The sequence below is a fragment of the Clostridium taeniosporum genome, from assembly GCF_001735765.2.
Classification (GTDB): domain Bacteria; phylum Bacillota; class Clostridia; order Clostridiales; family Clostridiaceae; genus Clostridium; species Clostridium taeniosporum.
This window is the reverse complement of the sequence record NZ_CP017253.2, coordinates 1742849-1758175: the sequence shown is the minus strand read 5'-3', so window position 1 is coordinate 1758175 and position 15327 is coordinate 1742849. Positions and strand designations below refer to the sequence as shown.

Below are 15327 nucleotides of genomic sequence, written 5' to 3'. Positions count from 1 at the left end.
TAGAGTGGAAATTTAATGTAAACCTGTTTTGTATTTAAAGCAACATGAACTTAATTTTTATTTGAACATAATATAGTATTAGATAGAATATTGAAATAAAATATACAGGAGAATAAAATATGAGTTATGTTGAAAAAATAAAAACTAAGTTAGAAGAAGGTACTAAAATTTCAGATATCTTTGATTATGTACCAGAAAATTTTAACCTTGATAATTATAAAAATATTACAATTCCCAATATTAAAGAAAAAGCTAATAGCTTACCATTGAAATGTTTTGAAGAAATTAGCAATCCAAATCAACAATACCAAAATTCAACTACTAAAATTGATATTTCAGGGTTAATTCAGTTTCAAAGTTATAGTTCTATAAGTGATGCTAATTTAACAGTGGACTTTAGTACACCATTAACAAGACTTCAAGTACCAACTACTTGGGCAACATGGTCTTCACCTCCTGTTACTGAAAGTAGTACACCACCTGTTTTATTTACAGGTACAGGGGTTAGTTCATTAACATTAACTTTATCCAAGCCATGCTGCACTTTTGGATTTGAATTAGATCCTAATTTTAATAATATAACTATAACTTCTGTAGTTAATTTTTATTCAGGACAAGAATTAGTTGGCACTATACAAAAAACTGTAACAGGACGTCCCAATACAGCATTTTTTGCAGCTAAAACATGCTGTACTAGCCCTTTTGATAGAGTAGAAATTTCTATAGATGAACCTTTAGGTGGATTTGCTATAGCTCAAGTTAGATATAATACAGATTGCTCATCAGAATGTGATTGTTGCTGTACTGAAGCTGTTGATGTAAACTTTGAAAGTTACGAAGAATCTAAAAATGTTCCAGTAGAAATTACTGATTTAAAATGTGAGGGAAGATTATTAATTGTAGATGTAACAGTAACTGCATGTGAAAATAGAAGGGTAGCTGTAGGAGTATTAATATGTGATGAAGAGGAAGAAGACGTTTTAAGATTTAAAGTTTGTGAAGCATGTATGCCAGAATCAACAACACCAGGAGTACCATGTGTAGATCATACTTTCAGATTCTGTTTTGGATTTGAAACAGATTTATGTGATCCACTTGCATTAAAATTAAAGACTTTTGCTGAATATGCTTATTTTAATTTTGAATGTGATTGCTAAATATTAATCTAAATTATTGTAATTTAATAATTTATTTAAACAATAAACCAGCTGGAGTTTTTTATAGCTCCAGCTTTAATTGTTTTTAAAATTAAATATTTAGAATATAAGTATCAATTATTTAGAAAATATTACGATAATAACTAAGTGAAATTTTTCTATTATATCTTTAATAAAGAAACAAAGGTAGTTGAAGGAAAATATGCTTTCATACAAATATAAATAATTTCATATAAATTATTTTAATTTACATGTTTTAAATAATTTTATAAAATTTAACATATTGTGTCAAAATATAAAAAATTAAAGGGGGAATAGTAAATATGACAGAAGTTACTGGACAAGAAAATTTAACTTATGAAGAGAATTATCAGAATAATATATGTCATAAATGTGGCCAAGTTAATGCTGATACTTCTAAATGCAAACACTCAATATTATGTAGTACATGTAGGGAAGAACAAATCAAGTATCCAATTCCTAAAATTTTCATGGTTTTTGCAATAGGAATTATTATTTTAGTAGGAATTTCACTTACAAAGTTTCCTAAAGTATTTAACAATTATAAGAAATATTTTAATGCAGAATATAATATAAAAGATGGAAATGTAAATAATACATTAGAAAATTTAAAAAATGTACTGGAACAATATCCAGAATCAATTGATGTTGCAGTTAAAAGTGTAAAGATTGCAATGGAAAATATAATTATGCAGGATACATAATAGATACTTATTTATCAGGAAAAAAAGTAGATACTTCAATATATAATCAAATTAATAAATATACTAAATATCTTGATTCATATTACAATACATATGATACTTTTGGAAAAATTTTAGACAGTTTAGATAAAAATATGAATTCAGAAGAAGCAAATCAAATTTTAGTAAATCAATTAAAACTTTTATTAAATGATACAAGTCAAAATAAAGGGTTATTATATTACTATTTAGGATCTGTATCTAATGATAATAGTGTAGCAAAAGATTATTTAAAAAAATCTATTAAAGCAGATAATAAGATAGCAGATAATAAGATACAATTAGCTAATATTTTACGTAGAGAAAAAGATTTTGTTAATGCAAGGGAAAATTTAAATTTAGTATTAAACAGAGAAAATGATAATGCTGGAGCTTTAAGAAGTTTAGCTATAATAGAAATGCTTGAAGGTAATAATAAGCAAGGAGTAAATCTTGCCCAAAAAGCATATATATCTAATCCTAATGAAGATTATGTATTAGAAACTTTAATAATTGCTTTAACAGCAAATGGACAATCTGATGAAGCAGAGAAATATAAGAAGGAATATATATCTAATGGTCAAGAATTTGATGAGGATATGAGAAACTTTTTAGATGGAAAAATAACCATTGATGATTATTATTTAGGATAAATGGGGGGAATTAAATTATGTATTTTATACCAGGTTTTTTAATATCAGCAGTAACATTTCCAGGTGTTATTGTACATGAATTAGCACATCAAATTTTTTGCCGTTTAATGAAAGTGCCTGTATATGAAGTAAAATATTTTCAATTAAGCAATCCATGTGGTTATGTAATGCATGAACCAGTAGATAATCCATTGAAATCTTTTTTTATTTCTATAGGACCATTTTTAATAAACACTATTTTAGGAATGTTTATAATGTTACCAGCATCAATAGAAATATTTGAATTTAAGAATAATCACAGTTTTTTAAATTTATTTTTAGCATGGATTGGCATATCTATATTAATGCATGCGTTTCCAAGTAAAGGGGATGCAAAAAGCATGATTGAATCAATATTAAAAAATAAAGAAGTTTCTATAGTAGTTAAAATTTTAGTAACACCAGTAATTGGATTAATCTATATTGGAGCATATGGATCAATAATTTGGCTTGACTTAATATATGCAATGGCCATTTCTGTATTATTGCCTAAAATATTGGTTCAAATATTTTAACTAGAATCTTATTGGTAAATTTAAATTATTAATATTAATATTAATATATAAAAGAAAATTTGTTGATTAAAAATAAAAACTCTTTTAGATACACAAAATATCTAAGGGAGTTTTTTGTTTTTAATTATATAAGTAGGTGATAAAGTCACAGAAAAAAATGGATTAATTAAATATAATGAATTCAACACAGAAATTAAAGTAATAACAGAAGAATTGATTTTTTATAAATTTACATAAACACAGGAGGAAAAATATGTTTGGGTTTTTAAAAAAAGATATAGGAAAAGTAATCAATGTAAATGATATTGATGATTTGATAGGAAAAGTTAATCTTATTGATATTAGAGAAGATTATGAATACAAAAGAGGAAGTATAAAATCAGCTAAAAATATCCCTATGGGTATACTTTTAAATGAGCCTGGTAAATATTTAAATAAAAATAAAGAATACTATATAATATGTCAATCAGGTGGAAGAAGTTCAAGAGCATGTAGTAGTCTTAGAAAGCAAGGATATAATGTTACAAATGTTTCTGGAGGAGTTGGATCTTATGCAGGAAATCAAAAAAAATAAATTTGTAATATTAAAAATACTATAATAGCTATAGGGTAAAATTAAAGATTAAATTATATTATTTAGTAATTAGGAGGATGATCTTATGAAGAAAAAAATACTAATAGTAGGAGGCGTAGCAGGAGGAGCATCAGCTGCTGCAAGGCTTAGAAGAAATAGTGAAGAGGATGAAATAATAATGTTTGAAAGAGGACCACATGTATCTTTTTCAAATTGTGCACTACCTTATCATTTAAGTGGCGTAATAGATTCACCGAATAGATTAGTTTTAATGAGTCCGGAAAAATTTATATCACAATATAATATTAAGGCAAGAGTAAATAATGAAGTTATAGCAATTGATAGAGAAAATAACACTGTAGATGTAAGAGATTTAGTAAGTGGAGAAGTTTATAAAGAAACATATGATAAACTTATTTTATCTCCAGGTGCACATCCTATAGTACCTAATATATCTGGTATTGAAAATGTGAAAATTTTTACAATAAGAAATGTAGTAGATATAGATAAGTTAAATAGATATTTAAAAGAAATAGAAAGTAATGATGTAGCAGTAATTGGAGGTGGATATATAGGTGTTGAAGCAGCTGAAAATTTAAGAGAAGCAGGATTTAATGTATCTCTTATAGAAGCTACTAAACAAATTTTAAAACCTTTTGATTATGATATGGTGCAAATACTTCATAAGGAACTTTATGATAATGGTGTGAATTTAATTGTTGGAGATAAAGTTGAAAGTTTTGAAAAAGATATTGTAGTTTTATCATCTGGAAAGAAAATAAAAGCAAGTGCTGTGGTTATGGCAATAGGTGTAGCACCAGAAGTGAAATTGGCTAAAGAAGCTGGAATTCAACTTGGAGAAACAGGAGCGATAAAAGTAGATAAAAATTATAAAACTAATGATGATGATATTTATGCAGTAGGTGATGCAATTGAAGTCTATAATTCCCTTACTAATTCTATGACAAAATTATCTTTGGCAGGTCCAGCTCAAAAAGCAGCAAGAAGTGTAGCTGATAATATAAATAATAAAAGTACAATAAATAAAGGGTACATAGGATCATCAGCTATAAAAGTATTTAATTACAATGGAGCGTCAACAGGGCTAAATGAATCATTAATAAAGGCACTTAATATGAATATCAATTATGATATAGTAAATGTAATACTTAATGATAAGGTTGGAATAATGCCTGAGGCTTCACCAATGCACTTTAAAATGCTTTATGAAGTACCAACAGGAAGAATATTAGGTGCTCAAGCAATAGGAAAAGGTGATGTTACTAAAAGGATTGATATAATTGCTACAGTTATAAAGTTTAATGGAACAGTTGAAGATTTAAAAGATTTAGAATTATGTTATGCACCACCATTTTCAACAGCAAAAGATGTTGTAAATTATGTAGGATATGTTGGGTCAAATCTATTAAATAATGATTTTAAACAAGTTAATATAGATAAGGTTAGAGAACTTGTGGAAAGTAATGCATTTATAATTGATGTTAGAGAAAAAAGAGAATATGAAAATGGTCATATAAAAAATTCTACTAATATACCATTAAGTGAGCTTAGAAATAGAACAAATGAAATTCCTAAAGATGTTCCAGTATATCTTCATTGTAGAACAGGTCAAAGAAGTTATAATGCAACTTTAGCACTTCAAAATTTAGGGTTTACTAATGTTTATAACATAACTGGAAGCTTTTTGGGATTATCTTTTTATGAATATTATAATGATAAGACTATGAATAGAGAAAGTATTGTTACAGAATATAATTTTAAATAATAAAATCGCACCAAGGATTTTGCTTTGGTGCGATTTTATTATTTAAAGGTATCTTAAGAATTTATACAAGGATATGATATAATATTGATAATCATTGTACAAAAAGTGAAATTGAGTGAGTAGTTTAAATGAGATTAAAGTTATTTAACATAGAATGAGGACTATTCTATTAATTTGCTATTATTAAAGCTATGATAGTGCATTTTTACTTGAATAATTTTACAGTTGAATAACCAAATAGATTTCTAAGCTATTTTTAATGTTTTAAAAATTTCGTCTAACGGCTTTCCGTTAGCGGCAGCCTTATAGATATATATAATTTTAGATTTTTCTAAATCTTTCTTAGCACAGTTATATCCAGTATTAAAGTGGTATGAGCTATTAGAATACAATTTACAATAGGTATAATTTATTATCATTATTGTAAGATATCTGTTGATGCTCTTTTCACTTCTTACTTGATATCCATTAAGACCTAAATAAGATTTACAATCTCTAAAAAATGGCTCAATCGCCCATCGGTCAGTATATTGAGTTAAGATATCTAAAGGATTTAGTGATGTATCTAAAGAAATAAATGTTTTTAATGCTCCTTCTTTTTGAAATGAATCTTTAGGGTAGCTAAGAACAATTGAAACATTTTTTCTATCTTTTAAATCACCAACATAGTTGTAAATATAGTATTGTTTATCTTTAACGGTGACAAGGTTAAAATCATCTATATTTAAAGTTGTTGCAAATTTGTGAAGTTTGATTCCTAATCTTTTATGTCCTTCGGGATAAATAACTCTATTAGTTTTTAAAGCTCCTATATAGCTGTAACCAGCTTTTATGGAACTATTAAAAATAGCTTTACAACTATACCAGCTATCGCACAAAACATAACCTTTATTTTCAGGTTTAGGTAGTGATTCAACTAAATTTTGAGTTAATTCTATTTTACTCATAGAATCTTTATCATAGATATCTATTGAGTAAGGAAGTACTAACCCATCACAAGAAAGCAATGAAACTAAAATTTGATGACCATATACTGTTTTACCTTTTAAATGAGAATTATGAAATGAACACTTTTCAATAATATTTTTAGCCTTTGACGAGGGCTTAGTTTTCTCTGAAATAGTGTCATCAATAATAAAATATATAGGTTTTTTAGTTTCTTTTGATTTATTCCATATTAGTTGTAAAACTAGGGACTTCAATGATTTGCTTAAAAGTGTTTCATTCCAAGTACTCTTTGATAAAAATCTTGTGATACTTGTTCGATGCGTATGCGAAGCAAGCTCCGCTATATCAGACACTTTACCATTGTAACCTCTTGAAATCATTGCATTCATGATACTTTCTAGATGATTTAATTGTGGCTTAGTTAGATATAAATCAAAATTTAGTTGTTTAAAAAAATTGTGTATTGATAGTTCATCTGATATAATTGTGTTCTGAAACATTTATGTATAGCTCCTTGCTGTCGTTGTTGTGTGGGAACTCAATTATAACAAGGATTTATCATAAATGTTTTTTTATTTTATTCAGTTGTAAAATTATTCAAGCATTTTTGCACTATTATAGATTAAAGTATATTTTTATAAAAATATTTGAAAAGGATTTATGACTAAGTTATATAAATTTTTAATAAACTATTATATAGTTTAAGCTTATATATAAGAATGATGAGAAGTTTTAGATTTTTAAAACAATGCTTTTATATAATTATTTAAATTGATAAATGTAAAAATATTATGATTTTATGTGGAGGAATTATGGAAAATAATAAATCAATAAATAATAGAAAAGATAATTTGAAATTATTTTATGATATTTATCCAGTTTTAGAGAGTATTGATGAAAATAATAATAGAATAATAAGTCAAAAAGCAAAATTTAAAACATTAAGTGCAGATGAGTATATATCATCTGGAAATTGTACTTGTGAAGGAATTATATTTGTTATAACTGGAACAATAAAAATACAAAGGATTAATGAGAATGGTGAAGAAACTAATCTTTTTAATATTAGAAAAGGAGAATTATGCCATGAAGCATTAAGTTGTCTTTTAAATTTTAAATCATTAAATATTATAGGAAGAGCACTCCAACAGTCAAAAATATGTATAATTCCATTTGAGATAGTAACAGAATATTTATTTAAAGATAGTGAATTTTTAAAGTATATGTATAAAGATATATATAATAAATTTAACACTGTGATAGAAAAGAAAGAAGAAAAAATTCATGATTCTTTAGAAACTAGAATTATAAAATTGCTTATAAGCAAAAAAAGCAAAATAATTTATAGTACTCATAAAGAAATTGCTTTTGAAATTGATTCTACTAGGGAAGTGGTTAGTAGAAAGTTAAAAAAATTTGAAAAGGATGGATATGTAAATTTAGAACGAGGAAAAATAATTATTTTAAAGGATTTAAATGGATTTTTAAGATAAAAGGATAAAAACATATTTATTTAGTATTAAATTAATGTTTTTAAAGAAATATAGTATATAACAAAAATTTTAATACTAAATTAAAAATGTTTGTCAATATAATAATACTATGATATTATATAAAGCTGTGAGAAATTTTTGCGATTTATAAATTAGATTATTATATTTTAAACAATCTATAATTTTATTTCAATTAAAAATAAGATTGAGAATAATCTTTATTATTTTTATAATAATATAGCAAAAATGTTTTAACCTAATGTGTGGCATTATTTCTTTTTTACAGGTGTGAAATAAATAGCACTTGCCTTATAGGCAACAGGTTAATATATTAAATTAATAAACAATGGAGGAAATGAATTTTATGAATAATTTACCTAATTGTCCTAAATGTAATTCAGAATATACTTATGAAGATGGAAATTTATTTATTTGTCCAGAATGCTCTTATGAATGGACTTTAGAATCAGAAAAACAAGCAGCAGAAGCTAATTTGATTAAAGATGCTAATGGAAATATATTAAATGATGGAGATTCTGTAACAGTAATTAAGGATCTTAAAGTAAAAGGTAGTTCATCATCTATAAAAAAAGGAACAAAGGTTAAAAATATACGTTTAGTTGATGGTGATCATAATATTGATTGCAAAATAGATGGATTTGGAGCTATGCAATTAAAGTCAGAATTCGTTAAGAAAGTTTAAAATTAAAGATAAAATTAAAATAAGATCTCTGTTAAATAGATATATGATATAAATTTATCTATTTAATGGGGATATTTTTATTTGGTTTTGTTTTAGTAGAATGTAGATATGTTAATAAATAAATTAAAGAGAATGATTTTATTTATTAATTCTAAAATGAGTACAGTTTTTTAGTTTATTCTAAATATAAAATTAACATAAGTAGTAAATGTAACAATACTTATTAAAGATTCTTAAAGCTTAATTACAATACTATTTTTAAATTTATAATTAATCAAAACTTTACAGAAGGCTACATATTATAGTACAATTATTATAAATAATTTCCAAAAAATAGAAAAAAGAATATAAAGAGGGGTAGAAATGCAACTTAATATAGAACAAAAAAGAATAATTGCCAATAAGCCAAATGGCCATTCACTTATAAAGGGTGTGGTAGGTTCAGGAAAAACAACTGTTGCAGTAAATAAAATTCCATTATTATTAAGACATTATTGTCCAGAAAAAGATGATAAGGTATTAATAGTAACTTATAATAAATCATTAAAAAAATATGTATCAAATATATATGACAAAATTAAAGATAAAGTTAATGTTCAAGTGAACTTATTTGATGAAGATAATAGTTTGAAATTATTCATAGAAAGAATAGATGATATACTTATTTACTATTTTAACAAACATAAGAAAGAGAATAATTTAAATATAGATATTGCTTCGAGAAAAGAATGTAAAATACAGTTAATTAATGCTATCGATTTTGTTAGAAGTTTATATAAAGATATTGAAATAATAGATTCAAAATATTTTCAATTTATAAAAGAAGAGATAATGTGGATAAAAGCTTGTAATTATAATAATCTTCAGGAATATCAACTAGTTGATAGAATAGGGAGAATAAGCAATATAAAGAAGGATGGTCCACAAAAGCTTAGAAAAAACTCAGACAAAAGAAGGGCAATATTTGAAGTTTTATTAAAGTATAATGATAATTTACAGAAAATAAATAAAGTTGATTTTCAAGATGTAGCCTTTTTAGCTTTAAAGGAAGTAAAGCAATATCAAAAAGAAAAGTATACTCATATATTAATTGATGAAAGTCAGGATTTAACTAGGGTTGAATTAGAATTTTTAAAAAATTTATATAATAAAAAAGCCTATTCCAGTATAACTTTTATAACTGATGAAGCTCAAAGTATATATCCACATGCATGGCTTATTAAGAATCGTTCTTTTGCTAGTCTTGGTTATGATATGACTGGAAAATCTAATTTACTAAGTAAAAATTATAGAACAACAACTCAAATAGCACAAGCAGCTTTTAGTTTAATTGATACACATAAAGATATGATTCAAAAAGATAATATAGTTAAACCTAAGTTAATAGACAAGCAGGGGGAATATCCAAGTTTCAAAAACTTCGATAATAAGATAGAAGAAGGATTATATATAGTTAATTTAATAAATAAAAATTTTACATCAGGATACAATTTGAAAGATATAGTTATAATTGCAAGGCTAAAAAAACAATTAAAAGATATTAAGAAATTTTTACAAGCTTATAATATACCAAGTTCAATATTTGATGATAATGATGAGATAGATTTTTTAGAAGAAACAGTAAAACTTGTAACTATGCATTCTGTTAAAGGGCTTGAATTTAAGGTGGTTATAATTGCTGGACTTAATTCAAAGGTTATGCCTTTATGTCTAGTAAAAAATGAAGAAGAAGATATGGATATGTTAGAATTTAGAGAAAGAAAATTACTTTATGTAGGTATGACAAGAGCTACTGAAAAATTATTTTTAACATCAAATGGTATGCCATCTAAATTTATAGATGATATAGATGATAGATATTTATCGGTAAAATAATATAGAAATATAAGAGAAATCTGTGACCATTATTAGTTGTTAAATTTAATAAAAAGTAGAACAATTAAGTAATGGAAAGCAAATAAATTAATTAAATAAAGATCAGGAAAAATATGAAAAGGTATTCTTGTATAAGCAGGAGTGCCTTTTTGTTTATAAATATGTTATAAGGTCTATAAGATAGATAAAATTATGGATTTATAAAGTAAAAACAGAGTGATTAGTTTATTATGTTTTAGATAAATATTTTTAACAAATGTATAAAATCTATAAATGCTATATATAAAAACTAAAGTTTAAAAAATATACCACGAGTAAAAAGAAGTAGATAAAGGAAAGTTTTTTATATTAAAGAAAAACCATCAAATAAATTATACAAGGAGGTATTTTTATTATGCGAAAAAAATTGGCTGATTTATCAGTTGAGAAAAGACTTAAAAAAGGCTTTAATACAATGATTATATTTACAATAGTCATAATGTCTATTGGAATTATTAGCTTGATTTCAGTAGGAAATTCTTTAAATAAAATGAAAGAGGAAAGCCATAAGGTAGCTGTTAATGCAGTTGAAATATGTGATAATCTTGGTAATGTAGGAAGAGAACTTAGAGGTATTGTATTATATAAAGATTATGATAAATTTAAGGAATCACTTAATAAATCAACTAATATTTTAAAGGTTAAATTAGAAGAGATTAAACCTTTAATAGATAACAAACAGTTAATAATTGATTATGAAGAGTCTTATAACAAAGCTGTACTTGTAAGGGAAAAAGTAATAGGTAGCATAGAAAATGGAGAATTTGATACTGCTAAAGAAGTGTTAGAAGCTGAGTATTATCCAGCTTTTGAAGAAATGTATAATAGAGCAAAAATAATTCAAAAAGAAGCACAAGAAAATGCAGATGAATTTGCTAGGGATGCAAATTTAAAAGTTATAATTTCAATAGTTATTTTTTTAATACTACTTGTAGTTAATGCGATAGTTGCTTCAAGGATATCAGTAAAAGTTACTAAATCTATAATAAATCCACTAGCGTATTTAAAAAATATTGCAAATAATATTGGTAATGGAAATTTAAAAGAGAATATAGATAAAGAGTATTTAAATTTAAAAGATGAATTTGGAGAATTTGCTAATATATTTGATAATATGATAAAAACTTTACAAATATATGTTAATGACATATCATCTAAATTAGAACAAGTATCTAATAAAGATTTAGATGTTAAGTTAGATATTGAGTACATAGGAGATTTTATTAAAATTAGAGAATCTTTAGAAGATATTATTGAAACGTTAAATATAGCTTTCAATCAAATACAATGTGCTACTGAAGAAGTAAATGGAGAAGCTAGTCAAGTTTCAAAAGTAGCACAAATGTTATCAGAAGGTGCTACAAATGAGGCAAGTTCTATACAAGAATTAACTGCTAATATATCAGAAATAAATACAAAAGTTCAAGAATCAACTAAAGGTGCTGAAAAAATCAAGAAAATAACAGACAATTTAGTTAAAAACGTAGAAAACAGTAACAAGAAAATGACAGAAATGCTTTGTGCAATGGAAGATATGGAAGGTGCATCAAATGACATAAATAATATAATAATTACAATTGCATCAATAGCAGACCAGACAAATCTTTTATCTCTAAATGCAGCAATAGAAGCAGCAAGAGCAGGGGAAGCAGGAAAAGGATTCGCAGTGGTAGCAGAAGAAGTAAGAAAACTTGCAGAAAGTTGTTCGGTAGCTGTTAAAAGAACTTCTGAGTTAATAGAAAATTCAATAACATCTGTAAACAAAGGGAAAGATATAGCAGAAAACACAGCAATGTCATTAATTGAAGTTGTAGAAGAAATTAAAAATACATCAAATTTAGTCAATAACATAGTGATTTCAGCTGAGAATGAAGAAATGTCTATAAAACAAATAAATGAAGGAATTGAACAAATAGCAGATGTTGTACAATCTACTTCAGCAATAGCTGAAGAAAGTGCTGCAACAAGTGAAGAATTAACTGCTCAAGTAGAAACTTTAAATGATATGATGAATGAATTTAATTTAAAAGTATAATACTAACATATAAAATAAAAATCACTTAAATACCTATAGGGTATTTAGGTGGTTTTTATTATGTTTAGAGTATTAACTTTAATTAAATTTAGACTTATAAAATATGACATATTAAATTAATAATTATGTATACCTTGTAATATATAATGTACTTTGATTATGTAAGATTAATATTTATTAAAAGATTTTAATGGAGGGCTATTTGATGAAAAAGTTTACTTTAGAAGATTTTATTTTATCTTTAATTAAGTTATTAACTAGTATAGTTATTATGTACATACTTATTTATTTCTTTTTTAAATAAACTTAGATTATATTAAAAAAGAAAGAGTTATATTGTATTTAAATTAGAAATATCATTAAATTATGAATGTATTCATATAAATTAGTGTATATTTAAATTTATTTATTATAAATCAAATACAATAAAGCAGAGGAGTTGAAAGGAGTTGAGACAAGATTCAAATCATAAATATAACAACTTCTATAATAGCAAAATGGATAACGAAGATACGAAAGAAAACAGTACAGAAAACTTTACACAAGAGGATATAAAGGAATTAAGATTATTAGATATACAAAAATGTGCTCAGATAATATCTATATATGCAGATATACTTGGTTATATATCAATTTTGGAAAGTATTGAACTAGTTTATAGTAAATATAGAAATGAAGTAGATCCTACCACATTACCTAATCCTGATATTCCAATATTAGAAGCGGTGAATCTTGGAATTATTTCACGATCAATATTTACAGAAGTTGGTTTTATAAGATACAATGATTTATATCAAAAATATATTAATGGTGAAATTACTTATTCTCTTAAACCCAATGTAGATATTAATATAGGGAATGTATTAGGACTTGCTTCATCTTATTATATCTTAAGAGGTTTAAAAGCTATATCTAAAAGAAATATTGAGCAACCTATAATAGGTGTGTAGTGTTAATACTATTTTTAATATATAAGTTTTAATAATTAATATCTATAGTATTAAAAATTTTATTGAAATGTATTTATTAATTAATCATTAAAAATTGTACATTGGTAATTAGAATATATATAATATGAGAAATATTAGAAAGTAGTGATGTTCTTATTATAAACACGAATTATTTCACTTATAAACAAATAATAATATTCGTAAAAATCACAAGAAAAGCGAAAATAAATACCATATTCAATGAAATTATTCATAAAACTGTTGCAAAAAATCGAAAAATACCTTATTATAGTTCAGGTGGAAAAAAGATTTACGAAAGAGTGGTTTTATGAAAAAAATATTTGAAGAGAATGGAATGCTAGATAAGTATTTCGGACTTACTAAAAACAAAACAAATGTTAAAACAGAAATCGTAGCAGGTATTACTACATTTATGACAATGGCGTACATATTAATAGTAAATCCATCTATATTATCAGCAGCTGGAATGGATAATGGTGCAGTGTTTACAGCAACAGCATTATCAGCAGTAGTTGCAACATTAATTATGGGATTGTATGCTAAATTACCATTTGCACAAGCGCCAGGAATGGGATTAAACGCATTCTTTGCATTTACAATAGTACTTAGTATGGGATATTCTTATCAATTTGCGTTAACAGCGGTATTTTTAGAAGGTATTATATTTATATTATTAACGTTATTTAATGTGCGTGAAGCAATTGTTGATTCAATACCTGGAAATATAAAAAAAGCAATTTCAGTAGGAATCGGCTTACTTATTGCTTTAATAGGTCTTGAAGGTGCTGGGGTTATAGTGCATCCAAAAGATAACTCAACAATTCTTGCTCTTGGAAATATAACAAGTGGAACAGCATTACTTGCTATAATAGGTATAGTTATTACTGGAATTCTTTTAGCAAAGAATATAAAAGGTGCTTTATTTATAGGAATGATTGTTACTGCTGTAATAGGAATTCCATTTGGAATTACTCCAATTCCAACGAGTATAATGAGTGCACCACCATCAATTAGTTCAGTATTATTTAAATTTGAATGGCATAATATATTTTCTTTAGATATGGTTATTGTATTATTTACATTACTTTTTATGGACATGTTTGATACAATAGGAACTTTAGTTGGAGTAACAACTAAGGCAAAAATGTTAGATGAAAACGGAAAAGTTCCAAATATAAAGAAAGCTCTTTTTGCAGATGCAATAGGAACTACATTTGGAGCATGTGTTGGTACAAGCACAGTTAGTACTTTTGTAGAAAGTGCATCAGGAGTTGCAGAAGGTGGAAGAACAGGCTTAACAGCTGTTTCTACAGCAATAATGTTTGGATTAGCTTTATTATTTTCACCTATATTTGCTTCAATTACACCTGCTGTTACTTGTTCAGCATTAGTGCTTGTTGGATTGTTTATGATTGAACCAATAAAGGAAATAAATATTTCAGATTTTACAGAAGCTATACCAGCATTTTTAACTATAATTATGATGCCATTATCTTATAGCATATCAGATGGTATAGTATTTGGAGTTATTTCATATATATTAATAAAAATTTTTACAGGAAAATTTAAAGATGTAAATTTAACTACAGTTATAGTTGGCTTAGTATTTATATTAAAATTCTTAATTTAATATTTAAGAACATAACTTATTAAACTTAAAATTTAATAGATTTAAAATAGTCGTAATTTAAACAAATAAGCATTTTCTTGATTGAAATCTTCAAGAAAATGCTTATTTGTGTTTAAAAAAGAAAACTTTTTTAAAAATATGTTGAAATATAGTGAAACATATAGTA

The 15327-nt window shown here is 25.2% G+C and carries 13 protein-coding genes; 12 read left to right on the top strand and 1 reads right to left on the bottom strand.

The features are described 5' to 3' along the window. The first annotated feature begins 119 nt into the window (after nucleotides 1-119). From BGI42_RS08125 to BGI42_RS08105, 6 genes are all read left to right on the top strand, one after another. On the top strand, nucleotides 120-1157 hold the full coding sequence (locus BGI42_RS08125; RefSeq protein WP_069679842.1) for a hypothetical protein: 1038 nt from the start codon (nucleotides 120-122) through the stop codon (nucleotides 1155-1157). Nucleotides 1158-1480: 323 nt separating this feature from the next. Then, a complete protein-coding gene (locus tag BGI42_RS16405; RefSeq protein WP_242984709.1) occupies nucleotides 1481-1882 on the top strand; it encodes a hypothetical protein in 402 nt (133 codons plus the stop codon). Between the two features lie 134 nt (nucleotides 1883-2016). Continuing rightward, a complete protein-coding gene (locus BGI42_RS16400) occupies nucleotides 2017-2553 on the top strand; it encodes a tetratricopeptide repeat protein (RefSeq protein ID WP_242984708.1) in 537 nt (178 codons plus the stop codon). Nucleotides 2554-2570: 17 nt separating this feature from the next. After that, nucleotides 2571-3107, top strand: a complete 537-nt coding sequence (locus BGI42_RS08115; protein WP_069679841.1) for a metalloprotease family protein — start codon at nucleotides 2571-2573, stop codon at nucleotides 3105-3107. A 253-nt stretch (nucleotides 3108-3360) separates the two neighbouring features. Next, nucleotides 3361-3681 carry a rhodanese-like domain-containing protein gene (locus BGI42_RS08110; RefSeq protein ID WP_069679840.1) on the top strand — a complete coding sequence of 107 codons (321 nt, stop codon included), beginning with the start codon at nucleotides 3361-3363 and terminating at the stop codon, nucleotides 3679-3681. 85 nt (nucleotides 3682-3766) lie between these two features. Further along, entirely contained in the window at nucleotides 3767-5467 is a 1701-nt protein-coding gene (locus tag BGI42_RS08105) for an FAD-dependent oxidoreductase (protein ID WP_069679839.1), read from the top strand. A 245-nt stretch (nucleotides 5468-5712) separates the two neighbouring features. On the opposite strand, the gene BGI42_RS08100 is transcribed toward BGI42_RS08105, so the two are convergent. Beyond that, nucleotides 5713-6915 (bottom strand): IS701 family transposase, encoded by a 1203-nt coding sequence (locus BGI42_RS08100; RefSeq protein ID WP_069678787.1) that lies wholly within the window; start codon nucleotides 6913-6915, stop codon nucleotides 5713-5715. Between the two features lie 312 nt (nucleotides 6916-7227). Between BGI42_RS08100 and BGI42_RS08095 the strand changes: the two genes are divergently transcribed. From BGI42_RS08095 to BGI42_RS08070, 6 genes are all read left to right on the top strand, one after another. Beyond that, complete coding sequence (locus BGI42_RS08095) at nucleotides 7228-7908, top strand: Crp/Fnr family transcriptional regulator (RefSeq protein WP_069679838.1); 681 nt, start codon at nucleotides 7228-7230, stop codon at nucleotides 7906-7908. A gap of 364 nt (nucleotides 7909-8272) precedes the next feature. Next, nucleotides 8273-8611, top strand: coding sequence for a zinc ribbon domain-containing protein YjdM (locus BGI42_RS08090; RefSeq protein ID WP_069679837.1), 339 nt, complete (start codon nucleotides 8273-8275; stop codon nucleotides 8609-8611). Nucleotides 8612-8974: 363 nt separating this feature from the next. Then, complete coding sequence (locus BGI42_RS08085; RefSeq protein WP_069679836.1) at nucleotides 8975-10486, top strand: 3'-5' exonuclease; 1512 nt, start codon at nucleotides 8975-8977, stop codon at nucleotides 10484-10486. Between the two features lie 394 nt (nucleotides 10487-10880). Further along, nucleotides 10881-12560 (top strand): methyl-accepting chemotaxis protein, encoded by a 1680-nt coding sequence (locus tag BGI42_RS08080; protein ID WP_069679835.1) that lies wholly within the window; start codon nucleotides 10881-10883, stop codon nucleotides 12558-12560. Between the two features lie 449 nt (nucleotides 12561-13009). Continuing rightward, nucleotides 13010-13510 carry a hypothetical protein gene (locus BGI42_RS08075; RefSeq protein WP_069679834.1) on the top strand — a complete coding sequence of 167 codons (501 nt, stop codon included), beginning with the start codon at nucleotides 13010-13012 and terminating at the stop codon, nucleotides 13508-13510. A 328-nt stretch (nucleotides 13511-13838) separates the two neighbouring features. Beyond that, on the top strand, nucleotides 13839-15161 hold the full coding sequence (locus BGI42_RS08070) for an NCS2 family permease (protein ID WP_069679833.1): 1323 nt from the start codon (nucleotides 13839-13841) through the stop codon (nucleotides 15159-15161). The last annotated feature ends 166 nt before the right edge of the window (nucleotides 15162-15327 follow it).

Bases quoted from the DNA above. Each gene is read 5' to 3' on its own strand.
- BGI42_RS08125 (WP_069679842.1), top strand. From the start codon at position 120: ATGAGTTATGTTGAAAAAATAAAAACTAAGTTAGAAGAAGGTACTAAA.
- BGI42_RS16405 (WP_242984709.1), top strand. From the start codon at position 1,481: ATGACAGAAGTTACTGGACAAGAAAATTTAACTTATGAAGAGAATTAT.
- BGI42_RS16400 (WP_242984708.1), top strand. From the start codon at position 2,017: ATGAATTCAGAAGAAGCAAATCAAATTTTAGTAAATCAATTAAAACTT.
- BGI42_RS08115 (WP_069679841.1), top strand. From the start codon at position 2,571: ATGTATTTTATACCAGGTTTTTTAATATCAGCAGTAACATTTCCAGGT.
- BGI42_RS08110 (WP_069679840.1), top strand. From the start codon at position 3,361: ATGTTTGGGTTTTTAAAAAAAGATATAGGAAAAGTAATCAATGTAAAT.
- BGI42_RS08105 (WP_069679839.1), top strand. From the start codon at position 3,767: ATGAAGAAAAAAATACTAATAGTAGGAGGCGTAGCAGGAGGAGCATCA.
- BGI42_RS08100 (WP_069678787.1), bottom strand. From the start codon at position 6,915: ATGTTTCAGAACACAATTATATCAGATGAACTATCAATACACAATTTT.
- BGI42_RS08095 (WP_069679838.1), top strand. From the start codon at position 7,228: ATGGAAAATAATAAATCAATAAATAATAGAAAAGATAATTTGAAATTA.
- BGI42_RS08090 (WP_069679837.1), top strand. From the start codon at position 8,273: ATGAATAATTTACCTAATTGTCCTAAATGTAATTCAGAATATACTTAT.
- BGI42_RS08085 (WP_069679836.1), top strand. From the start codon at position 8,975: ATGCAACTTAATATAGAACAAAAAAGAATAATTGCCAATAAGCCAAAT.
- BGI42_RS08080 (WP_069679835.1), top strand. From the start codon at position 10,881: ATGCGAAAAAAATTGGCTGATTTATCAGTTGAGAAAAGACTTAAAAAA.
- BGI42_RS08070 (WP_069679833.1), top strand. From the start codon at position 13,839: ATGAAAAAAATATTTGAAGAGAATGGAATGCTAGATAAGTATTTCGGA.